The sequence below is a fragment of the Actinokineospora alba genome, assembly GCF_004362515.1.
In the GTDB taxonomy this organism is placed as follows: Bacteria; Actinomycetota; Actinomycetes; order Mycobacteriales; family Pseudonocardiaceae; genus Actinokineospora; species Actinokineospora alba.
In genome coordinates this window covers 4,897,133-4,923,174 of record NZ_SNXU01000001.1, presented here as the reverse complement: position 1 = coordinate 4,923,174, position 26,042 = coordinate 4,897,133, and the positions used below count along the sequence as shown (strand labels likewise).

Annotated in this window: 22 protein-coding genes and 1 riboswitch; of the genes, 9 read left to right on the top strand and 13 right to left on the bottom strand. The window is 70.6% G+C overall.

The window, feature by feature from the left end; translation table 11 throughout:
• Genes C8E96_RS22685 through C8E96_RS22670 form a run of 4 tightly spaced genes read left to right on the top strand, consistent with a single transcriptional unit; the run spans position 1 to position 3,282 of the window.
• Positions 1-468: a MaoC family dehydratase gene (locus C8E96_RS22685; protein WP_091382332.1), complete on the top strand. Its 468-nt coding sequence runs from the start codon at positions 1-3 to the stop codon at positions 466-468.
• Positions 465-1,634, top strand: coding sequence for an acyl-CoA dehydrogenase family protein (locus C8E96_RS22680; RefSeq protein WP_091382335.1), 1,170 nt, complete (start codon positions 465-467; stop codon positions 1,632-1,634). Before C8E96_RS22685 ends, C8E96_RS22680 begins: the two co-directional genes overlap by 4 nt.
• Entirely contained in the window at positions 1,631-2,677 is a 1,047-nt protein-coding gene (locus C8E96_RS22675; RefSeq protein WP_091382337.1) for an acyl-CoA dehydrogenase family protein, read from the top strand. Before C8E96_RS22680 ends, C8E96_RS22675 begins: the two co-directional genes overlap by 4 nt.
• Positions 2,674-3,282 carry a TetR/AcrR family transcriptional regulator gene (locus C8E96_RS22670; RefSeq protein ID WP_091382340.1) on the top strand — a complete coding sequence of 203 codons (609 nt, stop codon included), beginning with the start codon at positions 2,674-2,676 and terminating at the stop codon, positions 3,280-3,282. The genes C8E96_RS22675 and C8E96_RS22670 overlap by 4 nt, the downstream gene beginning before the upstream one ends.
• A gap of 254 nt (positions 3,283-3,536) precedes the next feature.
• On the opposite strand, the gene C8E96_RS22665 is transcribed toward C8E96_RS22670, so the two are convergent.
• From C8E96_RS22665 to cobN, 7 genes are all read right to left on the bottom strand, one after another.
• Positions 3,537-4,319, bottom strand: coding sequence for a DeoR/GlpR family DNA-binding transcription regulator (locus tag C8E96_RS22665; RefSeq protein WP_091382504.1), 783 nt, complete (start codon positions 4,317-4,319; stop codon positions 3,537-3,539).
• A gap of 154 nt (positions 4,320-4,473) precedes the next feature.
• Positions 4,474-7,023 carry a bifunctional FO biosynthesis protein CofGH gene (locus C8E96_RS22660; protein WP_228770211.1) on the bottom strand — a complete coding sequence of 850 codons (2,550 nt, stop codon included), beginning with the start codon at positions 7,021-7,023 and terminating at the stop codon, positions 4,474-4,476.
• Positions 7,024-7,145: 122 nt separating this feature from the next.
• Positions 7,146-7,718 (bottom strand): DoxX family protein, encoded by a 573-nt coding sequence (locus tag C8E96_RS22655; RefSeq protein ID WP_091382341.1) that lies wholly within the window; start codon positions 7,716-7,718, stop codon positions 7,146-7,148.
• Between the two features lie 13 nt (positions 7,719-7,731).
• On the bottom strand, positions 7,732-8,238 hold the full coding sequence (locus C8E96_RS22650; protein WP_091382507.1) for a hemerythrin domain-containing protein: 507 nt from the start codon (positions 8,236-8,238) through the stop codon (positions 7,732-7,734).
• A gap of 61 nt (positions 8,239-8,299) precedes the next feature.
• Positions 8,300-9,181: a 4-hydroxy-tetrahydrodipicolinate synthase gene (dapA, locus tag C8E96_RS22645; protein ID WP_091382343.1), complete on the bottom strand. Its 882-nt coding sequence runs from the start codon at positions 9,179-9,181 to the stop codon at positions 8,300-8,302.
• Between the two features lie 59 nt (positions 9,182-9,240).
• Positions 9,241-9,828 (bottom strand): hypothetical protein, encoded by a 588-nt coding sequence (locus tag C8E96_RS22640; RefSeq protein ID WP_091574935.1) that lies wholly within the window; start codon positions 9,826-9,828, stop codon positions 9,241-9,243.
• Between the two features lie 77 nt (positions 9,829-9,905).
• A complete protein-coding gene (gene cobN / locus C8E96_RS22635; protein ID WP_091382508.1) occupies positions 9,906-13,490 on the bottom strand; it encodes a cobaltochelatase subunit CobN in 3,585 nt (1,194 codons plus the stop codon).
• Between the two features lie 28 nt (positions 13,491-13,518).
• Positions 13,519-13,638, bottom strand: a riboswitch (cobalamin riboswitch).
• 15 nt (positions 13,639-13,653) lie between these two features.
• On the opposite strand from cobN, the gene C8E96_RS22630 reads away from it, so the two are divergent.
• Genes C8E96_RS22630 through cobJ form a run of 3 tightly spaced genes read left to right on the top strand, consistent with a single transcriptional unit; the run spans position 13,654 to position 16,834 of the window.
• The gene (locus C8E96_RS22630) at positions 13,654-14,709 is read left to right on the top strand and encodes a hypothetical protein (RefSeq protein ID WP_091382347.1); all 1,056 of its coding nucleotides are present in this window, start codon (positions 13,654-13,656) and stop codon (positions 14,707-14,709) included.
• The gene (locus tag C8E96_RS22625; protein ID WP_091382349.1) at positions 14,706-15,329 is read left to right on the top strand and encodes a precorrin-8X methylmutase; all 624 of its coding nucleotides are present in this window, start codon (positions 14,706-14,708) and stop codon (positions 15,327-15,329) included. The genes C8E96_RS22630 and C8E96_RS22625 overlap by 4 nt, the downstream gene beginning before the upstream one ends.
• Positions 15,326-16,834, top strand: a complete 1,509-nt coding sequence (cobJ, locus tag C8E96_RS22620; protein ID WP_091382351.1) for a precorrin-3B C(17)-methyltransferase — start codon at positions 15,326-15,328, stop codon at positions 16,832-16,834. Before C8E96_RS22625 ends, cobJ begins: the two co-directional genes overlap by 4 nt.
• 185 nt (positions 16,835-17,019) lie before the next feature.
• On the opposite strand, the gene C8E96_RS22615 is transcribed toward cobJ, so the two are convergent.
• The 3 genes from C8E96_RS22615 to C8E96_RS22605 all read right to left on the bottom strand — a co-directional run bounded on the left by C8E96_RS22615 (position 17,020) and on the right by C8E96_RS22605 (position 21,334).
• Positions 17,020-18,060, bottom strand: a complete 1,041-nt coding sequence (locus C8E96_RS22615; RefSeq protein ID WP_228770194.1) for an SWIM zinc finger family protein — start codon at positions 18,058-18,060, stop codon at positions 17,020-17,022.
• An 89-nt stretch (positions 18,061-18,149) separates the two neighbouring features.
• Positions 18,150-20,921: a DEAD/DEAH box helicase gene (locus C8E96_RS22610; RefSeq protein ID WP_228770195.1), complete on the bottom strand. Its 2,772-nt coding sequence runs from the start codon at positions 20,919-20,921 to the stop codon at positions 18,150-18,152.
• 38 nt (positions 20,922-20,959) lie between these two features.
• Complete coding sequence (locus C8E96_RS22605) at positions 20,960-21,334, bottom strand: VOC family protein (protein ID WP_091382354.1); 375 nt, start codon at positions 21,332-21,334, stop codon at positions 20,960-20,962.
• Between the two features lie 80 nt (positions 21,335-21,414).
• Here C8E96_RS22605 and C8E96_RS22600 point away from each other — a divergent pair, with 80 nt between their 5' ends.
• On the top strand, positions 21,415-22,149 hold the full coding sequence (locus C8E96_RS22600; RefSeq protein WP_133794675.1) for a TetR/AcrR family transcriptional regulator: 735 nt from the start codon (positions 21,415-21,417) through the stop codon (positions 22,147-22,149).
• Here the strand turns inward: C8E96_RS22600 and C8E96_RS22595 are convergent.
• Positions 22,126-22,875, bottom strand: a complete 750-nt coding sequence (locus C8E96_RS22595; protein WP_176926832.1) for a cobalt-precorrin-6A reductase — start codon at positions 22,873-22,875, stop codon at positions 22,126-22,128. The genes C8E96_RS22600 and C8E96_RS22595 overlap by 24 nt on opposite strands.
• A gap of 47 nt (positions 22,876-22,922) precedes the next feature.
• Here C8E96_RS22595 and C8E96_RS22590 point away from each other — a divergent pair, with 47 nt between their 5' ends.
• A complete protein-coding gene (locus tag C8E96_RS22590) occupies positions 22,923-24,014 on the top strand; it encodes a cobalt-precorrin-5B (C(1))-methyltransferase (protein ID WP_091382359.1) in 1,092 nt (363 codons plus the stop codon).
• A 29-nt stretch (positions 24,015-24,043) separates the two neighbouring features.
• Here the strand turns inward: C8E96_RS22590 and cobM are convergent, their stop codons facing one another.
• On the bottom strand, positions 24,044-24,787 hold the full coding sequence (gene cobM, locus C8E96_RS22585; protein ID WP_091382362.1) for a precorrin-4 C(11)-methyltransferase: 744 nt from the start codon (positions 24,785-24,787) through the stop codon (positions 24,044-24,046).
• Positions 24,784-25,980 carry a precorrin-6y C5,15-methyltransferase (decarboxylating) subunit CbiE gene (cbiE, locus tag C8E96_RS22580; RefSeq protein ID WP_228770197.1) on the bottom strand — a complete coding sequence of 399 codons (1,197 nt, stop codon included), beginning with the start codon at positions 25,978-25,980 and terminating at the stop codon, positions 24,784-24,786. The genes cobM and cbiE overlap by 4 nt, the downstream gene beginning before the upstream one ends.
• Between the last annotated feature and the right edge of the window lie 62 nt (positions 25,981-26,042).

Genomic DNA, 26,042 nt, shown 5'->3' with positions numbered 1-26,042 from the left:
GTGCACACATTCACCGGCTTGGACTCCCTTACCGCCGCGCAGGGTCAGCACCTGGGCTATGGCGGCTGGCATGAGATCACCCAGGAGCAGGTCCAGCAGTTCGCCGACGCAACCGGCGACCACCAGTGGATCCATCTCGACACCGAGCGCGCCGCGAAGGGCCCCTTCGGCGGCACGGTGGCGCACGGCTACCTCACCCTGTCGCTGCTTCCCATGCTGGGCCGGGAGATCTACGACTTCCGCGGCTTCTCGATGGGCGTCAACTACGGGCTCAACAAGGTTCGGTTCCCCAGCGCGGTCCGGGTCGGTTCGCGGGTGCGGGCGGGCGCGGAACTGAAGTCGGTGACGCCGGTGGCGCTCGGTGTCCAGGCGGTCTTCGCCTATACCGTGGAGATCGAGGGCGAGGACAAGCCAGGCTGCGTCGCCGAGGCCGTCGTGCTGCTCGTCCCAGGAAAGGACACGACGTGACCGACGTCCGCGGGCGGGTCAAGGCGTTCCTCGCCGAGCGCGACCCGGCGACGACCGACCGGCTCGACTTCCTGCGCGCCCGGTTCGACGCCGGCCTCGCGTGGGTGCACTTCCCCGAAGGCCTGGGCGGGTTGGGTTTGCCGCGGGCGCAGCAGGAGCTCGTGGAGGCCGAGCTGGCCGCCGCGGGCGCTCCCGACAACGACCCGCGCCGGATTGGCATCGGGCTGGGCATGGCGGCGCCGACGATCCTCGCCTTCGGGTCCGACGAGCTGAAACAGCGGCTGCTGCGTCCACTGTGGACCGGCGAAGAGGTATGGTGCCAGCTGTTCTCCGAGCCGGGCGCCGGATCGGACCTGGCTGCCCTGGGCACCCGGGCCCGCCGCGACGGCGACGACTGGCTGGTGACCGGGCAGAAGGTGTGGACGTCGAGCGCGCACACCGCGCGGTGGGCGATCCTGGTGACCCGCACCGACCCGGACGTGCCCAAGCACGCGGGCATGACGTACTTCGTGTGCGACATGACCGACCCGGGCGTCGAGGTGCGGCCGCTGCGCCAGATCACCGGTGAGGCCGAGTTCAACGAGGTCTTCCTGACCGACGTGCGCATCCCGGACGCGCACCGCCTCGGCGAGGTCGGCGACGGCTGGCGGGTCGCGCAGACAACGCTGATGAACGAGCGCGTCGCCATCGGCGGCCGGTCCATTCCGCGTGAGGGCGGCATGATCGGGGTCGTCTCCGACACCTGGCGGGCCAACCCGGACCGGCGCACACCGGAGGCGCACGACCGGCTGCTGAAGCTGTGGGTCGAGGCCGAGGCGCTGCGGCTGGCCGGAATCCGGCTGCGCCAGCAGCTGGCCAACGGCGCTCCCGGCCCGGAGGGGTCGGCGATGAAGCTGGCCTTCGCCCGGCTCGCCCAGGAGCTGTCCGGGCTGGAGCTGGAGATCACCGACGACGGCCTGCGCTACGACGACTGGACGCTGCGCAGGCCCGACATGGTCGACTTCACCGGCCGCGACGCGGGTTACCGCTACCTGCGCGCCAAGGGCAACTCGATCGAGGGCGGCACGTCGGAGATCCTGCGCAACATCATCGCCGAGCGGGTGCTGGGCCTGCCGAGCGAACCCCGGGTCGACAAGGACGTCGCGTGGAAGGACCTGCCGAAATGAGCGACCCCAACCTGCTGACCTCCGACGTCGAGGAAGCGCTGCGCGCGGGCGTTCGGGAACTGTTGGCGGACAAGGCCGACGCGGCGACGGTCCTGGGCCGCGTCGAGTCGTCCACGCCGTCGGACCTGGACCTGTGGCGAACCCTGGTGGACCTGGGCGCGACGTCACTGCCGATCCCGGAGTCACTCGGCGGCCAGGGCGTGAGCTGGCGCGAGGCCGCGGTGGTCGCCGAGGAACTGGGCCGCGCGGTGGCGCCCGTCCCGTTCCTGGGCACCATGCTGGCCACGGCCGCGCTGCTGACGCTGTCGGACGACCCGCACGCGCAGGACGCGTTGAAGCGGATGGCGTCCGGCGAATCCGTTGTGGTGCTGGCGATCCCGTTGTCCGGCCCGGTGGACGGTCCGCTCGCCCGGACAGTCCGCTCGGTTGCGGACGCCGGTGTGGCCGACCAGTTCCTGGTGCCCGCGGACGGTGGCTTGCACCTGGTGGAAGCGGCTTCCGTGCAGCCGGTGGTGTCACTGGACCTGACGCGACCCGTGTGGGACGTGACGTTCGACGATCCTGGTGTGCGGCTGACCGGTTCCGGCGAGTCCGCTGTGGACAGTGCGCTGCTGGCCGGGTCGGCGCTGCTGGCGGCCGAGCAGGTGGGCATCGCCGAGTGGTGCCTGACGACGACGGTGGCCTACCTCAAGCAGCGCTACCAGTTCGGCAGGCCCGTCGGCTCGTTCCAGGCGCTGAAGCACCGCTTGGCGGACCTGTGGCAGTCGATCGTCCTGGCCCGCGCGGCAGCCCTCAACGCCGCCGACGCCCTGGCGACGTCCAACGACGACGTGCGGGTGGCGGTAGCGGTGGCGCAGTCCCTGTGCTCGACGGTAGCGGTGCGCGCGGCGGAGGAGTGCGTCCAGCTGCACGGCGGGATCGGGATGACCTGGGAACACCCCGCACACCTGTACCTGAAGCGCGCCAAGGCCGACGAGCTTGCGCTCGGCACCCCCGGCAGGCACCGCGCCGCACTGGCGTCATTGGTTAACCTGCCGGGATGAGCGAGTTGGTAGCCGGGGCGTTCCCGGACGTGACAGCCGCGGCGGCCCGCAGACTGATGGCCGCCGCGGTGGAATCGTTCGCCGACAACGGCTACCACGCCACCACCACCCGCGACATCTCCACCGCGGCAGGGATGAGCCCGGCGGCACTGTACGTACATTTCCCGTCGAAGGCGGCGGTGCTGTCAGCGATCAGCCTCAGCGGCCACGAACGCGCCCTGGCAATCGTCGAAGCCGCCGCCGCCGGCCCGGGCACCCCAGCAGACCGGATGCGGGTCCTGGTAGCGGAGATGGCCTCCTGGCACGCCACCCACCACCGCATCGCCCGGATAGTCCAGTACGAGATCACGGCGCTACCGAAGGCGGACTACACCACGGTCGCCGACCTGCGGAGACGCACGGAACGGGTGGTGCGAGCACTGATCGAGGAAGGCGTCACCACAGGCGTCTTCGCGTGCGACGTCCGCTCAGCGGCCAGGGCAACCCTGTCCCTGTGCGTGGATATCGCAAGGTGGTACACGGCGGCAAGCACACCGGGCCCGGCAGAACTCGGCAAGCGCTACGCGACACTGGTATTGGCGATGCTGGGCGCGGGTTCGCGCTAAGACAGACAGAGCCACCAGCAGAACCTAACGGGCCAACGCGACGGCCTGTTTGGGTGGACTGGTTTCTTTGGGGGAGAAGAAAGACCCCTAAACTCGCCGTGGTCGTGGGGCCGAAGGCTCCCACCCCGCTTTCCCACGACAGGGGTCTTTCTTCGTAGGGGCCCCAAAGAAACCACTCCACCCAAACAGGCACCCCACAGCCAACCCCAGGCACCCACAGCGAGAGCCGGGCGGAGAACCGAGCAGGAGAGCTTTCACACGATACGAACGTCCACGCCCTCAGCCTCAAAGGCCGCAACAGTCTCCGCAGAAGCCTCAGAATCAGTAATCAGAATGCTGATCGCCGAAGTCGGACAAATCTGAGCGAAAGCATGCTTCCCCAGCTTCGAACTGTCCGCGATACACACAACCTGCCGAGCCCGCTGCGTCATCAACCGGTTGATGCTCGCCTCCCCCTCATGATGCGCATAAGCACCACGAAGAGGATCAACGGCGTCAACACCCAAGAAGATGATGTCCAAAGTGATCTCATCCAGGATGCGGGTCGCAAGCGGCCCACTCAGTTCGAACGACTGAGGCCGAGCCACTCCCCCGGTCACGACGATCTTCACATGCGGCCGAACCGCCAGTTCGTTCGCGATGTTCAAAGCGTTGGTCACCACGGTCACGCCCGGCTCATCCGACTGGGCGAAGTCCGGCCGAATCGCCAGCGCGCGCCCGATCTCCGTGGTCGTGGTCCCACCGTTGAGCCCGATAACCGCCCCACGGGACACCAAGGCAGCCGCGGCCTTGCCGATCCGCTCCTTCTCCGAGGCATGACGAGCCGTCTTGTAGCGCAGCGGCAGGTCGTAGGCCACGTTGTTCGCTACCGCTCCCCCGCGCGTGCGGGTCAGGAGCTGCTGCTCGGCCAAGTGGTCGAGGTCGCGGCGGATGGTGGCCGCGGAGACGTCGAGGTCCCGGGCCAGGTCTTCGACGTCCACCTTGCCGCTCTGGCCGAGCAGGTCGAGCAAAGCGCTCAAGCGTTCGTATCGATCCACCACAAACCTCCGCGATCCGTCACGCGTCTTCGATCATGCCCGGTGTCGCAAGGTATCGCCTTGTGGAGCGGTATTCAACGACCAAAACACCGCAACTCGCGTGCGGAAACACGCAGGGATTCTGTCGTTTACCGACAACTCCGAACTTCGCAGGTCAGGACCCCAGCAGAGGCAGCAGGGTGGGTTTCCACACGCCGTCGTGCGCGCGGCCGGTCGCGAGGCGTTCAGCGGGCACGGTGCCGTACGTGGTGGTCCGCTGCCGGGACGGGCGGCCCGCGGCGCTGGCGAGGGCCTCCAGGTCGGCGATCGTCTTGTAGCTGCCGTTGTCACTGCCCGCCATGCGGCTGATGGTCTCCTCCATCAGGGTGCCGCCCAGGTCGTTCACCCCGCCGCGCAGCACGTCGACGACGCCGCTGTCGCCGAGCTTGACCCAGCTGGTCTGGATGTTGGCGATCCGACCGTGCAGCAGGATCCGCGCCAGCGCGTGCACCGCGCGGTTCTCCAGGTGCGTGGGGCCCGGCCGGGCGATGCCCGCCAGGTACAGCGGCGCGTTGGTGTGGACGAATGGGAGCAGAACGAACTCGCTGAAGCCGCCGGTGCGCTCCTGGGTGCGGGCGAGCAGCTTCAGGTGCGCGACCCAGTGCTCGGGCTTGTCGACGTGGCCGTACATCATCGTCGACGTCGTGGGGATGCCCAGGTCGTGCGCGGTCGTCACCACCTCGAGCCAGGTGGCGGTCGGCAGTTTGCCCTTGGTGAGCACCCACCGAACCTCGTCATCGAGGATTTCCGCCGCCGTGCCGGGCAGCGAGTCCACACCGGCCTCCCGGGCCGCGGTCAGCCAGTCGCGGATGGACAGGTCGGTGCGGCTGGCGCCGTTGACGACCTCCATCGGCGAGAACGCGTGCACGTGCAGGCCCGGCGCGCGGCGCTTGACCTCGGCGGCGATGTCGAAGTACGCGGTACCGGGCAGGTCGGGGTGGATGCCGCCCTGCATGCAGACCTCGGTGGCGCCCACCGACCACGCCTGCTCGGCGCGCTGCCCGACCTGGTCCAGCGACAGCGTGTAGGCGTCGGCGTCGGTGCGGCGCTGGGCGAACGCACAGAACCGGCAGCCGGTGTAGCAGACGTTGGTGAAGTTGATGTTGCGCGTGACCACGTAGGTCACCACGTCGCCCACGGCGTCGCGGCGCAGCCCGTCGGCCAGCTCGGCCAGGGCCTCGATCTCCGCGCCCGCGCCCGCCGACAGCAGGGTCAGCGAGTCCGCGTCGGACAGTCCACTCGGGTCTTTCTCCGCGTGCCGCAGCGCCCGCAGGAACTCCGGGCGCACGACTCCGTCGGATAAGACGGCGGCGGGCCGCTGCGTGACCTGGCCGCGCAGCTCGTCCCAGTCGCCGTAGACGGAGTCGAAGTCGTCGCGGCGGTCGCTGGTGCGACCCTCGGTGTCGATCGACGTGTGCAGGTCGGTCCGGCCGGACTCGGCGAGCGAGACCTCCGGCTCCTGCCAGGGCCTGCCGACCAGCGGCGCCGACTCGACGGCCAGCCCGGTCTCCGGGTCGGCCAGGGCCGCCACGTGCGCGGACAGCCGGGGGTCGAGCCACGGCTCGCCGCGGCGGAGGTACTCGGGGTAGATCGTCAGCCGCTCGGCCAGCCGGAACCCAGCCGCCGCCGTCCGTGACGCCAACTCGTCGATGTGCGGCCAGGGACGCTCGGGGTTGACGTGGTCGGGGGTGAGCGGTGAGACGCCGCCCCAGTCGTCGATGCCCGCGCGCACCAGCAACTCGAACTCGCCGCCGATGAGGTTCGGCGGGGCCTGAATGCGCGCCTTCGGCCCGAGGATGACCCGGGCGACGGCCACGGTCGCGGCCAGTTCCTCGGCCTCCGCGTCGGGCATGCCGCGCATGGCCGTATCCGGCTTCGCGCGGAAGTTCTGCACGATGACTTCCTGGATGCCGCCGTAGCGCCGCGACACCCCGCGGATCGCGAACAGCGACTCGACCCGGTCGGCCAGGGTCTCGCCGATGCCGATGAGCACGCCGGTGGTGAACGGGACCGCCGAGCGGCCCGCGTCCTCCAGGACCCGCAGCCGGACCGCCGGTTCCTTGTCCGGCGAGCCGTAGTGCGGCCCACCGGGCTCGGCCCACAGCTTCTCCGACGTGGTCTCCAGCATCATGCCCATCGACGGCGCGACCGGCTTGAGCCGCTGCAGGTCGGTCCAGCTGAGCACGCCCGGGTTGAGGTGCGGCAGCAGGCCGGTCTCCTCCAGCACCCGGATGGCCATCGCGCGGACGTAGGACAGCGTGTCGGGGTAGCCCGCGGCCTCCAGCCAGTCCGCGGCGGCGTCCCAGCGGTCCTCCGGCCGGTCGCCGAGGGTGAACAGCGCTTCCTTGCAGCCCATCGCGGCACCCGCACGGGCGATTTCAAGGACCTCGTCGGGGCTCAGGAACGGCGCGGGCAGGCGGTGCGGGACCGTGGCGAACGTGCAGTAGTGGCAGCGGTCGCGGCACAGCCTGGTCAGCGGGATGAAGACCTTGCGCGAGTACGTGATGACCCCGGGGCGCCCAGCCGCCTCCAACCCCGCGTCGCGGATGCGGGAGGCGGTGTCGAACAGGTCTTCGAGGTGCTCGCCGCGAGCGTGCAGCAGCACCTCGGCTTCGACCTGGTCGAGCGTGACACCGTCGCGCGCTCGGCGCAGGGCACGACGCAGGGCGGACTCGGCGGGCACACGGATCACGGACACCTCCACGGGGCTTTGTCCCAACCTAATAGGAGGTCAGGACAAAACCCGCGTCCCGCGGAGCAGTCGGACGTGACCCGCGCCTCAGTGGCTCAGCCGGGCAGCACGCCTGCCAGCGCCTTGCGGGCCTTGCGCGGCGCCTCGGCGACCGTCTCGGTCACCGATTCACCCGTGTCGTGCGCCCACTCGCCGAGTTCGTGGGCCCGCTTGTTGACCTCGCGGGTGGCCCGCCGGGCCCGCCAGCCCAGCGACGGCTTGCCCTCGGTGTCGCCCACGGCCAGCAGCAGGCCGCCGAGCAGCCCGACGTTCTTCATGAAGTGGATCCGCTGGTTCGTGGCGACCGCGCTGTCCTTCTCGTCCCAGAACCGGTGGGTGGCCAGCGTGGTCGGCACCAGGCTCCCGGCGAGCAGCAGCGACGCGACCCGCGGGAACTTGTTCAGCGCGAGCGCCACCCCGGCGCCGATCTTGACCGCGCCGTCGATCTTGACGAGGGTCTGCGGGTCGGTCGGCACCTGGGCGGGCAGCCGGTCGCCCGCCGTGCCGATCATCGTGTCCAGCAACGGCTTCGCCGCCTCCGCGTGCGCCGCCGGGTTGCGCAACGCGTCGATCCCGCCGGAGATGAAGATCGCGGCGAGCATCGGTCGGGCCAGCCTGCGCAAGATCATCGTTCTCGTCCTCTCACTCGTCGATCCGGTCCTCGGTGCGCTCCGCCAGTTCGCGGACGTAGTCCAGGTCCCCGCACCCCGCGGCGATGCGCTCCTCGCGCGCCTCCACGAACTTCGTCCCCAGTTCGGCGCGCCGCTCGTCGGGCACGGTCTCGCGGGCGTCGTTGAGGATCGTCCGCTCCTCCTCGTCGAGGTGGTGGTTGACCGCCTCGACCAGCTTCTGCAGGTGGTCTTCCCAGTCCTCCGACGAGGTGTCCTCGATCTCCATCAGGGCCAGCAGCGCCTGGTGGCCCTCGGCGTGTTCCTCCGCGCCGTGCTCGACCTCTTCGGCGTCGACCTTCTTGAACTTCCGCAGCGCCGGGTAGACCTCAGCTTCCTCGGCCTCGGCGTGCGCGACCAGTCGCGTGGACAGCTCGGCCAGCACCTTCGCCCGGTCATTCGTGTCGTCCCGCAGGTCCCGGAACAGGTCCTCGAAGAGCCGGTGGTCAGCGAGGATCAGTTCGATCACGTCGTCGGTCATCTCAAATCCCTTCGCCGTCTCGATGCCGGGGTACCCGCGGTGGGTGCGGGTCAACCGTCAGTCACGGTATGGCGAAGGCCAGTCGTCCGCTCGCCGACTCGAGCGCGGTCTGTGAGGCCGGAAGGTGTGGCAGACGCACCGCGGGGGTGGCGATTCGGCCCTGGTCGTGCAGGACGGCCTTGATCACGGCGGGGTTGGGTTCGGCGAACAGGGCGGCGGAGAGATCAGCCAATCGGTGGCCAAGGGCGCGGGCCCGGTCGAGGTCGCCCTTGGCCCAGGCGTCGACCAGGTCGGCGTAGGCGGCGGTGCGGACGTGGGCGGAGGCGAGGATGCCGCCTTCGGCGCCGAGGGCCAGCAGCGGTCCGGCCAGGACGTCGTCGCCCGCGAGCACGGCGAAGCCGTCCGGGCGGTGGTTCATGATCGCGATTGTGGTGGCGTCGATCGCGCCGACGCTGTGCTTGGTGCCGATGACGCCGGGGATCTCGGCTATGCGGAGGACTGTTTCGGCGGAGAGGGTGAGGGCTGTCCGGTAGGGGACGTTGTAGATGACGAGTGGGACTGGGCTGGCCTTCGCCAGGACGCGGAAATGTTCGATGACGCCTTGTTCGGTGGGGCGGGTGAAGGGTGGGACGAGGGTGAGGGCGGCGCTGATGTCGGGGGTGAGTTCGTTGAGGGCGCGGACCGAGGCGGCGGTGGCGCTGCCGCCCGCGCCGACGATCAGGGGAACATGACGTTCCCGGGCAACCGACGCGACAATGTCGATGACGGTGGCGCGTTCGTCGGGATCAAGGGCCGCGACCTCGGCTGTGGTGCCCAGGGCGACGATGCCGGTGGCTCCGTCGGTGATCACTTCGTGGGCCAGGCAGGCCAGGGCGTCTCGGTCGACCTGGTCGTCGGCGGTGAAGGGCGTGATGAGCGGGACGAGGATTCCGGCGAGTTCCATGGCTACGACCCTGGTGCCCAGTAGGACCGGGCACCAGTTCACGTTGCTACACAGACTCGTTAGCGCACGCCCGGTGGACGAAATAGCGGGCCCTCGTACAGCGGCGCGCCATCGTGGTCGCTGACGCGCACCCGCAGTGAATCGGGATGGTCGTCCACGGCCGCAGGTCCGGCGACCACGAACGCACCGCCCGCGACCTCGGCGTCGAGGGTGGTCCCGTCGGGCAGCAGCAGGACGAGCGCACCGACCTCAGGAGCCACTCCCCCGGCGACCACCACCATGCCCGGCTCCGACATGGTCGACAAGCAGCCGAGGAACCGCTTGTCGACCATGTCGGAGCCGCTCGCCGGGCAGTAGCCCCGCGAGGACTCGCCGGGTCTGGACGAACACAGGCGCAGGTCCGACGACCGGCTGACCAGAACGAGCACGATGTGGTCGGCGGCGGGGGACAACGCGATGACCCGCCGCCATCCACCGGGGTCGGTGTAACCCTCTGGCGGGCTGACCGAAAGGCACCCAAGGTGGGCAACCAGGTAGCTCGTGAGCGAGCCCCGCCCGGGCCGCTCCGCGGCGATCACCGTTCCTGACGCGAAGAACAGCGCCACGATCGCGAGCGCCGCGGCTGAGCGCCATGTTCGTACCGACATCGCATCCCCCTGGTTCGCTGAGGGGGATCATGGCACTCACAGCCGCGGCGCGGCGTCGATTCGGCGAAGTCCGCCTGCTACTCGGAGCCTGCTTCGATGTCGCCCTCCACCTGCAGGTATAGCTCTTGGAGCTGCTGCAGGGTGGCCGGGTCGGGGTCAGCCCACATCTTGCGTTCCGCTGCTTCCAGCAGTCGTTCCGCGATGCCGTGCAGGGCCCACGGGTTCGACTCGGTGAGGAACTTGCGGTTCTCCGGGTCCAGGGCGTAGGTCTGGGCCAGTTTGTCGTACATCCAGTCCGCGACCACGCCCGTCGTCGCGTCGTAGCCGAAGAGGTAGTCGACAGTCGCCGCCAGTTCGAAAGCGCCCTTGTAGCCGTGGCGGCGCATTGCTTCGATCCAGCGGGGGTTGACCACCCTGGAGCGGAAGACCCGGTTGGTCTCCTCCTCCAGGGAGCGGGTGCGGACCGACTCCGGCCTGGTGCTGTCGCCGATGTAGGCGGCGGGGGCCTTGCCGGTGAGCGCGCGGACGGTGGCGATCATGCCGCCGTGGTACTGGTAGTAATCGTCGGAGTCGGCGATGTCGTGTTCGCGGCTGTCGACGTTCTTGGCCGCCACGGCGATGCGCTTGTAGGCCGATTCCATGTCCTCGCGGGCGGGGGCGCCGTCGAGGTCGCGGCCGTAGGCGAAACCACCCCAGACCGCGTAGACCTCGGCCAGGTCCGAGTCGTCGCGCCAGTTGTGGCTGTCGATCAGGGGAAGCAGGCCCGCGCCGTAGGCGCCGGGCTTGGAGCCGAAGATGCGGGTGGTCGCGCGACGTTCGTCTTTTGCGTTGTCCGCCAGCACGTGCGCGCGGACGTAGTTGTCCTCTTCGGACTCTTCCAGGGCCGCCACCAGCCGCACGGCGTCGTCGAGGAGGTAGACGACGTGGGGGAAAGCGTCGCGGAAGAAGCCGGAGATTCGGACCGTGACGTCGATGCGCGGGCGGCCCAGCTCCTCCAGGGAGATGACTTCCAGGCCGCTGACCCGCCGCGACGCCTCGTCCCAGACCGGGCGGACACCCATCAGCGCCAACACTTCGGCGATGTCGTCACCCGCCGTGCGCATGGCCGACGTGCCCCACACCGACAGGCCGACCGAGCGCGGGAATTCGCCGGTGTCGGTCTTGTAGCGGTCCACAAGGGACTCCGCCATGGCCGAGCCGGTCTCCCAGGCGAGCCTGCTCGGGATCGCCTTCGGGTCGACGGAGTAGAAGTTGCGGCCAGTCGGCAGCACGTTGATCAAACCGCGCAGCGGTGAGCCGCTCGGGCCCGCCGGGACGTAGCCGCCGTCGAGGGCGTGCAGGACGTGGTCGATCTCGTCGGTGGTCTTCGCCAAGCGGGGAACGACTTCCAGCGCGGCGAAGGTCAGGACCTCGGTGACAGCTTCGTTCTCAGTCCCGAGCACCTCGCGGGTGACCTGGGCGGCCGCGTCGATCGACCAGTCGTGGGTCTCCATCGCCTCGACGAGGGCGAGTGCCCGGGCGTCGATCTCGTCGGTCTTGGTGCGGGTCTCCGAACCGTCCTCCGAGAGCCCGAGCGCCTCACGCAGGCCGGGGAGCGCCGACGCCTTGCCGCCCCACATCTGGCGGGCACGCAGCATCGAGTTGACCAGGTTGACTCGGGCCGCACCGGTCGGGGCGAGGCCGAGGGTGTGCAGGCCGTCGCGGATCTGGACGTCCTTGATCTCGCACAGCCAGCCGTCGACGTGCAGCAGGAAGTCGTCGAACTCGGCGTCGTGCGGGCGGTCTTCCAGGCCGAGGTCGTGGTCGAGTTTGGCGGCCTGGATCAGCGTCCAGATCTGGGCGCGGATCGCGGGCAGCTTCGCCGGGTCCATCGCGGCGATGTTGGAGTGCTCGTCGAGCAGCTGCTCCAGGCGGGCGGTGTCGCCATAGCTCTCGGCGCGGGCCATCGGCGGGACCAGGTGGTCGACCAGGGTGGCGTGGGCGCGGCGCTTGGCCTGGGTGCCCTCGCCCGGGTCGTTGACCAGGAACGGGTAGATCAGCGGCATGTCGCCCAACGCGGCGTCAGTCCCGCAGGACGCGGACATGCCGAGGTTCTTGCCGGGCAGCCATTCCAGGTTGCCGTGCTTGCCGAGGTGGATCATCGCGTGGGCGCCGAAGCTGCCCGCGACCCAGCGGTACGCGGCCAGGTAGTGGTGGCTCGGCGGCAGGTCCGGGTCGTGGTAGATCGCGACCGGGTTCTCGCCGAAGCCGCGCGGCGGCTGCACGATCAGCACGACGTTGTTCGCCTGCAGCGCCGCGAGGACGATCTCCCCCTCGGGGTCGTTCGAGTGGTCGACGAACAGCGTGCCCGGTGCCGGGCCCCAGTGCTCCTCCATCGACGCGCGCAGGTCCTCGGGCAGCGTCTCGTACCAGGTGCCGTACTCGGCGGCGGAGATGCGGACCGGGTTGCCGGAGAGCTGCTTCTCGGTGAGCCAGTTCGGGTCCTGGCCGCCCGCCTCGATGAGCGCGTGGATCAGCGCGTCGCCGTCGCCCGCCGAGACACCGGGCAGGTCGCCGACGTCGTAGCCGGCGTCCTTCATGGCGTTGAGCAGGGCGATCGCGCTGGCCGGGGTGTCGAGGCCGACGGCGTTGCCGATGCGGGCGTGCTTGGTCGGGTACGCCGACAGCATCAGCGCGATCTTGCGCTCGGCCGCCGGGACGTGGCGCAGGGTCGCGTGCTTGACCGCGATACCCGCCACGCGGGCGGCGCGCTCGGGGTCAGCGACGTAGACCGACAGGCCGTCCTTGTCCTGCTCCTTGAAGGAGAACGGGACGGTGATGATCCGGCCGTCGAACTCGGGCACCGCGACCTGGGTCGCGGTGTCGAGCGGGGACAGGCCGTCGTCGCTCTCCTCCCAGGTGGACCGGCTCGACGTCAGGCACAGGCCCTGCAGGATCGGGATGTCGAGCGCGGCCAGCGCGCCGACGTCCCAGGCGCCGTCGTCGCCGCCCGCACCGGCGTCGGCGGGGCGGGTGCCGCCCGCGGCGAGCACGGTGACCACGAGGGCGTCGACCGTCCCCAGCACTTCGAGAAGCTCTTCGGAGGCGGTGCGCAGCGAGGCGCAGTACACCGGGACGGCCTGGCCGCCCGCGTCCTCGACGGCGCACGAGAGGGCCTCGACGAACGCGGTGTTCCCGGCGATGTGGTGGGCGCGGTAGTAGAGGATGCCGATCTTCGGCCCCTCGGTTCGGCGCGGCTCACGTTCCAGCGGACCCCAGGTGGCCAGCTCGACCGGCTTGGCGAAGCCGTTGCCGGTGAGCAGCAGGGTATCGGACAGGAAATGGAAGAGTTCGCGAAGGTTGTCGCCGCCGCCGTGCGCGAGGTAGCTGTGCGCCTCCGCGACCACGCCGACGGGCGCGGTCGAGCACTCCATCAGCTCCGCGTCCGGTGCCGCCTCGCCGCCGAGGACGACGACCGGGCGGGTTCCGGCGAGCAGGGCGTCGAGGCCTTCCTCCCAGGCCCGGCGGCCGCCGAGGAGGCGGACGATGACCACGTCGACGCCGTCGAGCAGGGCGGGCAGGTCGTCCACGCCGAGGCGGGCGGGGTTGCCGAGCCGGTAGTCGGCGCCGCTGGCACGCGCCGAGAGCAGGTCGGTGTCGGAGGTCGACAAGAGCAGGATCATGAGGCCCTTCCTGGGGTCCGCGCCCCGGGTCGTGGTCGCGATGACGGGAGTTCCTGGCTTTCCGGGGAAGCGATTCCCCGGTGACAGTGGCGGGACCGCGCCGGATTCACACCGGCTTCCTCCACTTGCCATCGCAGTGTCGGGCTCACCCTATATTCGGGCGGTGCCTATCTCCCACCGCCGCTCGGGTGCCGACGCCTGCCCGGGTGCGCTCGACGTCCACCGGGCCGCCGACGGCGGCCTGGCGCGGGTGCGGATTCCGGGCGGCAGGCTGACGTTCGCGCAGCTCAGGGCCGTCGCGGAAGCGTCCGCTGACCTGGGCGACGGGGTGTTGGAGCTGACCTCCCGGGCGAACCTTCAGGTGCGTGGGCTGGCCGAGGGCGCCGAGGTCGAGCTAGGTGCGCGACTGGCCGAAGCGGGCCTGCTGCCGTCGCTGACGCACGAGAAAGTGCGCAACATCATGTCTTCGCCGCTGGGCGATCCCGGCTTGGCCGCCGAACTGGACGCCGAGCTGTGTGCGACGCCGGAGTTGGCGGCGCTGCCCGGCCGGTTCCTGTTCGTCTTCGACGACGGCCGCGGCGACGTGGCGTGGCTGGGCGCGGACGTCGCCGCCCTGCCGGTGGGCGCGTCGGTCGCGATCCTGCTCGGCGGCGCGGACCACGGTGTCCGGGTGCCGCGGACGGACGTGGTGTCGACGATGCTGGCTTGCGCCGCCGCGTTCCTGGAACTGCGCGATGAGCAGTGGCGGATCGCCGAACTGGACGCGAGCATGATCGCCGCCCGGTTCCCGACGACCGCCGAACGGGTCGAGCCTGGCGTGCCCGGCGCCGTCGGCCCGGTGGGTCCGGTGGAGTTCGTCGACGGAACCGCCGGCTTCGGGGTCGCGGTCCCGTTGGGCAGGCTGACCTCCGAGCAGGCTCTGGCGCTGGGCCGTGACGTCGTGGTGACTCCGTGGCGCGGTCTGGTGGTCGCGGGACCGGAACCCGTCGTGCCCGGCTTGATCACCGACCCGGCTTCGCCGTGGGTCGGGGTCACCGCGTGCACCGGGCAACCCGGCTGCGCCAAATCCCTGGCCGACGTCCGCGCGGACGCACGGCCCCTTGACCGACCCGCGCACTGGTCCGGCTGCGCACGGCGCTGCGGACGACCCGCGGGCGAGGTGATCGACGTGGTGGCCACCGAGAGCGGCTACCAGGTGTCTGGAAGGCAGGAACCTTGATCGACTACATCCGGGACGGCGCGGAGATCTACCGCCGCTCGTTCGCCACGATCCGGGCCGAGGCGGATCTCGCCGGGCTGCCCGAGGACGTGGCCCGCGTCGCGGTCCGCATGATCCACGCCTGCGGCATGGTCGACTTGGTGAGCGACATCGCCTACTCCCCCGACGTCGTCCGCGCGGCCCGTAAAGCCCTGCTCGACGGCGCCCCGGTCCTGTGCGACGCGCACATGGTCGCCTCCGGTGTCACGCGCAAGCGGTTGCCCGCGGACAACGAGATCATCTGCACCCTGTCGGACCCGACCGTCCCCGACCTGGCGTCCACTTTGGACAACACGCGCAGCGCGGCGGCGATGGAACTGTGGCGCGACAAGCTCGAGGGCTCGGTGGTGGCGATCGGCAACGCCCCGACCGCGCTGTTCCGCCTGCTGGAGATGATCGACGAGGGCGCGGGCAAGCCGGCAGCCGTGCTCGGCCTGCCGGTGGGCTTCATCGGGGCGGCGGAATCGAAGGAAGCTTTGGCGGCGCACGGAAGCGTGCCGTACCTGGTGGTTCGCGGGCGGCGGGGCGGCAGCGCCATGGCCGTGGCCGCGATCAACGCGATCGCGAGTGAGCAAGAATGACGGGCACCCTATACGGCGTCGGCCTCGGCCCCGGCGACCCGGAATTGATGACGGTCAAGGCCGCGCGCCTGATCGGCGAAGCCGACGTGATCGCCTACCACAGCGCCCGCCACGGCAAGTCCATCGCGCGTGGCGTGGCCGCGCAGTACCTGCGGGAAGGGCAGATCGAGGAACAGCTCGTCTATCCGCTCACCGTCGAGACCACGGACCATCCGGGTGGCTACGCCGGCGCCATGGCCGAGTTCTACGAACAGAGCGCCGCCCGACTGGCGGTCCACCTGGACGCGGGCCGGAATGTCGTGGTGCTGGCGGAGGGCGACCCGCTGTTCTACGGCTCGTACATGCACATGCACAAGCGCCTGTGCGACCGCTACAAGACCGAGGTAGTCCCCGGCGTCACGTCGGTAAGCGCGGCGGCGGCGGTGCTGGGTCGGCCGCTGGTCGAGGGCGAAGAAGTCCTGACCGTACTGCCCGGAACCCTGCCCGAGGAGGATCTAGCCCGACACCTCGCGGCCACGGACTCGGCAGCGGTGATGAAGCTGGGCCGCACCTTCGGCAAGGTCCGCGCCGCTTTCGAGGCGGCAGGCAAACTCGACCGCGCACTGTATGTGGAGCGGGCGACCTGGGACCAGGGCCGCAGCATGCCCCTGTCCGAAGTGGACCCGACAACGGTGCCGTACTTCTCGCTGGCGCTGCTCCCCAGCCCGATCAACGACGGGGTTGCCGGCCAGGCAGCCGCACCTGTGACGTCGGAGTCGGTCGGCGAGGTCGTCGTCGTGGGCACCGGCCCCGCCGGACGCCCGTGGCTCACCCCCGAGGCCCAAGACGCCTTGGCAACGGCTGACGACCTGGTCGGCTACGTCACCTACCTCGACCGTGTCCCACCCAACCCCCGCCAACGCAGGCACGCCTCCGACAACCAGGTCGAGGCGGAGCGCGCCGCGTTCGCCCTGGACCTGGCCAAGCGCGGCAGGCGCGTGGCGGTCGTCTCCTCGGGCGACCCAGGCGTGTTCGCCATGGCAGCGGCGGTCCTGGAGGTGGCAAGCGATCCACAGTGGACCGATGTGCCGGTGCGCATCCTCCCCGGCCTCACCGCCGCACAGGCGGTCGCCAGCCGGGTAGGCGCACCATTGGGACACGACTTCTGCACCATCTCCCTTTCTGACCGCCTCAAGCCCTGGGAAGTCATCACCAAACGCCTCGACGCGGTGGCGGCGGCAGACCTGGTGATCGCCATTTACAACCCGGCATCAAAATCCCGCACCTGGCAACTCGGCGAAGCAAGGGATCTACTACTCAAGCACCGCAAGCCCGACACCCCAGTAGTGATCGGCAGGGACGTGGGCGGCCCAGAGGAAACAATCCGCATTGTCCGACTGGAAGACCTGGACCCCACCACGGTGGACATGCGCTGCCTCCTCCTGATCGGCTCATCACAAACACGAGTGGTCACCCGAGGCAACGGGACCCAGGCCGTCTTCACCCCGCGCACCTACCCCGGCTAGCCGAAACGCAAGGGGCCAACGCAACGGCCTGTTTGGGTGGAGTGGTTTCTTTGGGGGAGAAGAAAGGCCCCTAAACTTGCCGTGGTCGTGGGGCCGAAGGCTCCCCACCCGCTCTTCCACGACAGGGGCCTTTCTTCGTAGGGGCCCCAAAGAAACCACTCCACCCAAACAGGCACCCCACCAAATCAGGCCAGCACGGCGATCAAGGCAGCAGCGACATCAGCCTGCGGCGGAGCCACAGGCCACCACTCGCCACCCTGATCCCGATACGGATACCACCGCTCATCCCGCCCCAGCCGAAGCTGCACCTCCCCCACAGTCCAGTGGTTGCGGGACGCAATAACGGAACCTTCCGCGACAGCGGCCAAAGCATCATCCGCCCGAGCACGGGAAGCCGCAGGCGGCTGCCAGGAAGTCTCCAACACCCGCAACCCCTGCTCCCCACCATTGCGCCAAGCAGCGACCGCCCTATCAAGCCCCTCAACAGACCGCAGCCGAGCTTCCGCGGCCGGATAGGTTGCCGCGTAGCGGATCGCGTCCGGTCTGCGCGCGAGGTCGGGGACGTCGCCGGTCAGCATCTCGCGGGCGCGGGTGGCCGCGTCCGTGGCGAGTAGTTCCAGGGCTTCCGGATCAACGCCCTCGGCAGGCGGAACCGACAACACGGTCGGCTTGCCGTCGGGAATCGGTGGCGGTTCCGGCAACGCCTGCTGCCTGCGGGCGAAGACGTCCACCGCCAGTTCCGTTGCGGGAGGGGCGGAGCGACCATGCAGGTCGCCCAGGAGTTCCGCTTCATCCTTGCCGCGCAACAGGAGCAGCACAAACGGATCTGCGTCCAACAGCCAAGACACCTGATACGCCAAGGCTGCCGCATGACGGCACGGCATCTCCCAGCCGGGACACGAACACTCCGGATCAAGGTCACCGATATCCGGCAGCAACCGCACCCCCGCATCGCCGGCAGCGTCCACCAGTTCGGCAGGCATGTCCCGATCAAGCAGAGCAGCGATATGCCCAGCCTTCACCGCGATCTGATCAAGAAAGCGCCGCCATTCCGCATCAGACAACGGTTCCAGCCGCATCACGGTCTGATACGACGTGTCGTCCTCATAGTCGCGCACAGTCGCCGCCAGCCGACCAGGGCTCACCGTGATCGACCCGACGTACCCCGTGTACGCGTACTTGCGCCCCTGCCGCAGCTGCTGCTCGTCGAGCGCCGAGTCCTCCATGGCCTTGATCCACGCCCGCCCCCACCAGGTGCGCGCGAAGTGGCCCGGACGCCGCTTGGCGGGCGGGAAGGCGGGAAAGCCGCGGGCTATCACTGGCCACCCCGCAGTTCCACCAGCGCCGCCAGGTCCACATCGGACAGCTCGGTCAGCGCGGACTCGCCGGAGGCGAGGATCGAGTCGGCCAGGTCTCGCTTGGTGCCGAGCATTTCGGCGATGCGGTCCTCCAGTGTTCCCTCGGCGATGAGCCGGTGCACCTGCACCGGCCGGGTCTGCCCGATCCGGTATGCCCGGTCCGTCGCCTGGTCCTCGACCGCCGGGTTCCACCAGCGGTCGTAGTGCACGACGTGGTCGGCGCGGGTCAGGTTGAGTCCGGTGCCCGCCGCCTTCAGCGACAGCAGGAACACCGGGAACCTGCCCTCGGTGAACTCGGCGACCAGTTGTTCACGGCGCGGGATCGGGGTGCCGCCGTGCAGCAGCGCGGCGCCGATGCCGCGTTCGCGCAGGTGCCGCTCGATCAGCCGGGCCATGGTCACGTACTGGGTGAAGACCAGGACCGAGCCGTCCTCGGCGAGGATGGTGTCGAACAGTTCGTCGAGCAGCTCGAGCTTGCCGGACCGGCCGGTCAACTTCGCCGACGGTTCCTTGAGGTACTGCGCGGGATGGTTGCAGACCTGCTTGAGCCCGGTGATCAGCTTCATCACCAGCCCGCGCCGGGCCATCCCGTCGGCTTGCCGGATGCTCTCCATCGTCTCGCGCACCACGGCGGTGTAGAGCGCGGCCTGTTCGTGGCTGAGCGACACCGGTTGGTCGGTCTCAGTCTTGGGCGGCAACTCGGGTGCGATGCCCGGGTCGGACTTGCGCCGCCGCAACAGGAACGGCCGCACCAGGCGGGACAGCCGCCGCGCGAGTTCCTCGTCGCGGTCGGCTTCGATCGGCTTGGCCCAGCGGGCGCGGAACGCGCCGAGGGTGCCGAGCAGCCCGGGTGTGGTCCAGTCGAGGACCGCCCACAGCTCGGACAGGTTGTTCTCCACGGGCGTGCCGGTCAACGCGACCCGCGCGTTGGCGGGGATCGTCCGCAATGCCTTGGCCGTGCTGGACGACGGGTTCTTCACGTGCTGGGCTTCGTCGGCGACCAGCAGGCCCCAGCGGTGCGCGCCCAACTGTTCGGCGTCCATCCGCATGGTGCCGTAGGTGGTCAGGACGAATCCGTCGTCGGCCAGAGTGCGGGCATTGCCGTGGTAGCGGCGGACCGGCGTCCCCGGCGCGAACCTGGTGATCTCACGCTCCCAGTTGCCCAGCAGCGATGCCGGGCACACGACCAGCGTCGGCCCCTGCGTGTCCTTTTCGGACTGCCGGTGCAGGTGCAGGGCGATCAGCGTGATCGTCTTGCCCAGCCCCATGTCATCGGCGAGACAGCCGCCAAGGCCGAGCGAGGTCATCCGGGCCAGCCACCGCAGGCCGCGCAGCTGGTAATCGCGCAGCGTCGCGGTGAGCGCGGCGGGCTGGGCCACGGCGTCGGCGCCGCTGTCGGGATCGGCGATGCGCGCCCGCAGGTCGTCGAGCCACTTGCTGCTGACGACCTCGACCCGTTCGCCGTCGATCTCAGCGGTGCCCGCGAGCGCGACACCGAGAGCCTCCACCGCGCTGACCGGCTTCAGCTCGCGATCACGCGCCTTGCGGGCGATCTCCGGGTCGACCAGGACCCACTGGTCGCGCAGCCGCACCACCGGGCGGTGCGTCTCGGCGAGCTGGTCGAGTTCGGTCTTGGTCAGCGGCTGGTCGCCGAGGGCGAGCTGCCAGTCGAACGACAGCACACCGTCGCCGCCGAGCAGGGAGCGCAGGTTCGACGGCGGCTGGTCGGTCTGGCCGATGACCGCCTTCGCCGAGATCGACGTCAGCAGTTCCTTGGGCCAGTGCACATCGATCCCGGCCGCGGCCAGGCGCGGGGCCTGGAGGAACAGGTCGGTGACGTCGGCGTCGTCGAGGGTGAGCCGGTCGGGGACGCCCCGGGACAGCAACGGTTCCAGCGGCGGCCACACCCGCGCCGCGCGGCGCAGCGCGAGGGTGACCTCGATGCGGGCCGAGGGGCCGAGTCCGCCGTCCGACCACAGTTTCGCCACGTCCACCACGACGGCCGGGTCGGCGAGCGAGTGGACTTGGACGACTGCGTGGAAGGCGCCTGAGGTGTAGTCGTCGCCGGGCACTTCCAGCCGCAGCGACACCCGGACACCCGCGTCGAGGCCTGCCGACAGCTCGTCGGACCACGCCCTCAGCTTGGGCGCCTTGGTCGGCGTCCGGGCGGCGAACAGCGGGCCGCCCGCCACCAGCGGCGCCGCGGCGGTGCGCGGCATGCCATCGGCCACCGCGTCGACGAACCCACGGACCAGGGTGTGCGCGTCGGGCAGTTCCAGCGGGGTGCGCCCAGGTACGGGGATCGCCCGGGCCGCCGCGGGCATGGCGGCGGCCAGTTCGCGGAGGCGCTCGGCGTCGGCGGGGTCGAGCGGGCCCGCCCGCCAGGCGTCGAAGCCGTTCTCGGTGACGCCGGGCATGATCCGCCCGCGCGCCACCAGCTGCAGGCCCACCAGGACGGCCGCGCCCCAGAACGCGGCAGCCGGGTGGGCGTCGGATCCGCGCCGGGCGCGGGTGAGCACCGGCACGGCGTCGGCGACGGAAAGCCGCACGACGGGCACCGTCACCGTCTCGCCGTGTGGCTCGGCGATCTCCAGTTCGCCGGACGCGCCGACCCCGTCGGGCAGGTCGCCGTGGAAGGCCACGGACCCGGTCCGCGCGGGCTCGCCCGGCTCGAACACCGCCGCGCACCGGGCGAGGCGGGTTGCGGCGTCGGCCGCGATCATCCCCATAAGTCGTGATTGTCCCTTCGTCGGTGGTTGGTCGCGCACTACGCCGGGCGTTCGCCCACCCATTGCACGAGCTGCACGGTGAGCCCGTTGGGGTCGGTGACCTGGCACAGCCGCTCGCCCCACTCCTCGTCCTGGATCGGGACGGTGATCGACACGCCCTCGGCTTCGAGCCGGGCGACCTCGGCCTCGATGTCCTCGACCTCCAGCGCCAGGACCACGCCCGCGGCGTGCGGGCCCTCGCCGAAGGTGCCGGTCTTGATCAGGCACAGCTCGTAGGCCGGGTCGTCGTGCAGGAGCTTCGCGAGGAAGTCCTCGGCCACGATTGTCCGGAACCCAAAGTGCCGGACGTAGAACTCCGCCCCCGCGACCACGTCGTCGACGGTGACGGCCACGGTGAAACGGTTGATTCGCATGCGCTCTCCTAGACTGGCGGTACAGCGTACGATCTGCTTTCGTACACCGTATCGTACAGCATACGGAAGGCGTTACACGCGTGGCGGACAAAGTTGAGCGCAGAGAACCCGCGAGGACGATGGCGCTGCTCTGGCGCGCGCCCGGGGACACCGGCCGGGGGCGCAGACCCGACCTGACGGTGGACGCGGTGGTGGCCGCGGGCATCGAGTTGGCCGACCGCGACGGGCTGGCCGACCTGTCGATGCGCCGGGTCGCGGAGAAGCTCGGCGTCGGGACCATGTCCCTTTACACCTATGTCCCCGGCAAGGCCGACCTCGTCGCCGCGATGCGGGACCAGGTGTCGGGTGAGCTGCCGGTGCCCGATCCCGCAGCGGGGTGGCGCCCGGCGTTGGAGGGGTACGCGCGGGAACTGTGGGCGGCCTACCACCGTCATCCGTGGCTGCTGATGGCGCCGCTCGCGCACGAGTTGCCGGGGCCCAACGAGACGGCTCGGATGGACGCGCTGCTCGCGGTGGCCGAGTCGGCGGGGCTCGGGCCGAACGACATGCTCGGGGTGTACCTGCTGCTGGACAGCTATGTGCGCGGACTGGCGTTCATCTCCGTCGACGCGCAGAAGGCGTCGGCCCGCAGCGGGCTGACCGAGGTGGAGTGGTGGGCCGAGCGCGAGCCGGTGCTCAACGCCTACGTCACCGCGGCGAAGTTCCCGGCGATGACCAAGGTCGCCGCGGCGGGCGCGTTCGACACCGACGGGTTCGAGTTCGGGCTGGCCCGCACGCTCGACGGGATCGAGTTACTGATCCAGTCCACGACCTGAGCGGTCCAGCCACGCCACGGCGGCGTCGACCGTCGCGACCTTCTCGACGTCGGGGGTAGGTGGTCGGCGCACGATCACGACGGGGAGGCCGAGGTCGCGGGCGGCGTCGAGCTTGGCGACGGTGAGGGAGCCGCCGCTGTCCTTGGTGACGAGGACGTCGATCCGGTGTTCGGTCATCAGGGCCCGTTCGCCATCGACCGTGTAGGGGCCGCGGTCGAGCAGCAGGCGCATCTGCGCCGGTGTGGGCGGTTCCGGCGCGTCCACGCAGCGGACCAGGAACCAGCCCGGGCAGTCGGCGAACTCGGCGAGGCCCTGGCGGCCGGTGGTGAGGAACACCCGCTCCCCCACGGTCGGGAGCAGGCGCGCGGCGGCGGGGAGGTCGTCGACCCAGTGCCAGTCGTCGCCGGGGCGGGCGGACCAGCCGGGACGGCGCAGCATGAGCAGCGGAACACCGGAGCGAGTCGCGGCTTGCGCGGCGGAGGCACTGATGCGCTGGGCGAAGGGGTGCGTGGCGTCGACCACGGCGTCGATTCGCTCGGCCGCCAGCCAGTCCGCGAGACCCTCCGGCCCACCGAAACCGCCCACCCGCACGTCGCCGACCGGCAGCTTCGGGTCGCGGACCCGACCCGCCAGCGACGACACGACCTCGGTGTCCGGGCGCTCCACCAGTGCGGCGGCCAGAGCCCGGGCCTCCCCCGTGCCGCCCAGGATCAACACCTTCACCACGCCACCCCCGGTGACATCGGGCCGAGCCGACCAGGCACCCTGGTGGCATGACCGAGGAACGGCGCACGCCGGAAGGGCTGCGCTACGGCTGGACGACGGGCGCGTGCGCCACGGCGGCGACGACTGCCGCCTATACCGCGCTGCTGACCGGCGAGTTCCCCGACCCGGTCACCATCACCCTCCCCAAAGGACAGACGCCTGCCTTCGCCCTCGCCGTGGAGGACCTCGATCCGGGCAGCGCCATGGCTGGGGTGGTCAAGGACGCGGGCGATGACCCGGACGTCACCCACGGCGCGCTGATCCGCTCGACCGTGCGGCACGGGCCGCCGGGGAGTGGCGTGACGTTCGTCGCGGGGCCGGGCGTTGGGACGGTCACGAAAGCCGGGCTGCCGCTGGCCGTCGGCGAACCGGCTATCAACCCGGTGCCCCGCACGCTCATGCGCGACCACGTCGCTGTGGTGGCGGCACTGCACGGCGGGACCGGTGACGTGGTGGTCGAGATCTCGGTCGACCGCGGCGAGGAACTGGCCCGCAAGACGTGGAACCCGCGGCTGGGAATCCTTGGCGGGCTTTCCATTCTGGGTACCACGGGCGTCGTCGTCCCGTACTCCTGCTCGGCGTGGATCGACAGCATCCGCCGCGGCATCGACGTCGCCCGCGCGGCCGGGTACCAACATGTGGCCGGGTGCACCGGTTCGACGTCGGAGCGCACGGTCATGGATCTCTACGGCCTGCCCGAGGACGCCTTGCTCGACATGGGCGACTTCGCCGGCGCGGTGCTCAAGTACCTGCGCCGCCATCCGGTGCCCAAGCTGACCATCGCGGGCGGTTTCGCGAAGCTGTCGAAGCTCGCGGACGGCCACCTCGACCTGCACTCCGCCCGCTCCCAGGTCAACCTCGCCGCCCTGGCACGCACGGCGGTGGAGGCGGGCGGGGACAGCGAACTGGCCGAACGCATCCTCGGCGCCAACACGGCCTTGGAAGCCCTTACTTTGTCGCAGGCCAAGGGAATCCCGCTGGGTGACGCCGTCGCCGAGGGCGCCAAACGCACCGCCCTGGAAGTCCTGCGGGGTGCCGAGGTGGCGGTGGACGTGGTGGCGATCGACCGGGCGGGCACGATCGTCGGCCGCACTCACTGACACCCGCGCGCAGCCACCGTGGGCCGCGCTCACGAACGCTCGCGGGCGGCCGAGTACAGGTGGCTGTCGCAGAAACCTTCCGGCGCCAGGACCCGGCCGACGATGATCACCGCAGTCCGCTTGATCCCCGCTTCCCGGACGCGATCGGCGATGTCCGACAGCGTTCCGCGCAGGATCACCTCGTCCTCACGCGACGCGTAGGCCACCACCGCGACCGGACACAGTGGACCGTAGTTCGGCAGCAGCTCCGCCACGACCTCGTCGATCCGTTGCACGGCAAGGTGCAGCACCATCGTCGCCCGGCTGCGGCCGAGGGTGTCGAGGTCCTCGCCGTCGGGCATCGGGGTGGCGCGGGCCGAGGTGCGGGTCAACACGACGGTCTGGCCGACGCCCGGGACGGTCAGTTCGGTGCGCAGGGAAGCGGCCGCCGCGGCGAAGGCGGGCACGCCGGGGGTGATGTCATACGGGATTCCGGCCGCGTCGAGCCTGCGGACCTGTTCGGCCATCGCGCTGAACACCGACGGGTCGCCGGAGTGCAGCCGGGCGACGTCGTGGCCCTGCGCGTGTGCGGCGGTGAGCTCGCCGATGATCTCGTCGAGGGTCAGGTTCGCCGTGTCGACCTTGCGCGCTCCCGGCGGGCACAGGGCCAGCAACTCCTCAGGCACCAGCGCGCCCGCGTACAGGCAGACCGGCGACTCGGCGATGATCCGCTGCCCGCGCACGGTGATCAGGTCCGCCGCACCCGGGCCGGCCCCGATGAAGTGCACGGTCATGTGTCCTCCTTCTGCACGGTCCACTGCGTGACCGGCAACATCGGCCGCCAGGCGGTGAACCCGCCCAGCGGCGCGGCCCGGCTGACCGCCAGCCGGATCAGCTCACCGCCGAGATCGGCCCGCCACCGGGTGACGAGCGCCTCGGACTCCAACGTCACGGCGTTGACCACCAGCCGCCCGCCCGGCCGCAGCGCCGCCCAGCCCGCCGCGATCACGCCTTCGACCGTCACCCCGCCGCCGACGAACACCGCGTCCGGCTCAGGCAGGTCGGCCAGCGCGTCCGGCGCGAAGCCGGACACGACCCGCAGCGCGGGGACACCGAGCCTGGCCGCGTTGCGGGTGATCCGCGCTGCCCGGTCCGTTTCCGGCTCGACCGCGATGGCCCGGCAAGACGGGTGGCTGCGCATCCACTCGATGCCGATGCTGCCGGACCCGCCGCCGATGTCCCACAGCAGCTGCCCGGGCTCCGGGCCCAGCGCCGCGATGGTGACCGCGCGGATCTCCCGTTTGGTGATCTGGCCGTCGTGCTCGTAGACGTCGTCCGGCAGGCCCGGGCTGCGCGGCAGCCGCCGGGCGTCGGCACTGGCCACGCACTCGACGGCGACGAGGTTCAGCGCGCCCACCTCGGCCGACCAGCCGTCGGCGATGCCGGTGTCGACCCGCTCCCCCGGCCCGCCCACGTCGGTCAGCACGGTCATGACGCTGTCGCCGAACCCGCGCGCGGTCAGCAGGGAGGCGACGGCGGCCGGGGTCGAGGCGTTCTCGCTGAGCACCAGCACCCGGACGCCAGGGTGGATCACCGCATGCAGCCGGGCGACCGGGCGGGCCACCGCGCTGACGATCTCCACGTCCTCCAGCGCCCAACCCAGCCGCGCGCACGCCAGCGACGCCGACGACGGGTGCGGCAGGACGCGGACCTCGGTGAACCGGCTCAAGGTGGTCCCGATGCCGTAGAACACCGGGTCGCCGCTGGCCAGCACGCACATCTCACGGCCGCGGTGGGTGTCGAGGAAGTCGGGGATCGCGGGCAGCAGCGGCGACGGCCACTCGACCCGCTCCGCCTTGACCTCGTCGGGCAGCAGTCCCAGCTGGCGCGCGCCGCCGACGACCACGTCGGCCCTGGCCAACGCGTCGCGGGCCGGGTCGGTCAATCCCGCCCAGCCGTCCGCACCGATGCCCACCACTGTCACCACAACCGAAGACGTTAACCGACGGGTAGTCGAGATCCACGCCACGTGGCTTGGCCGGCGCATCC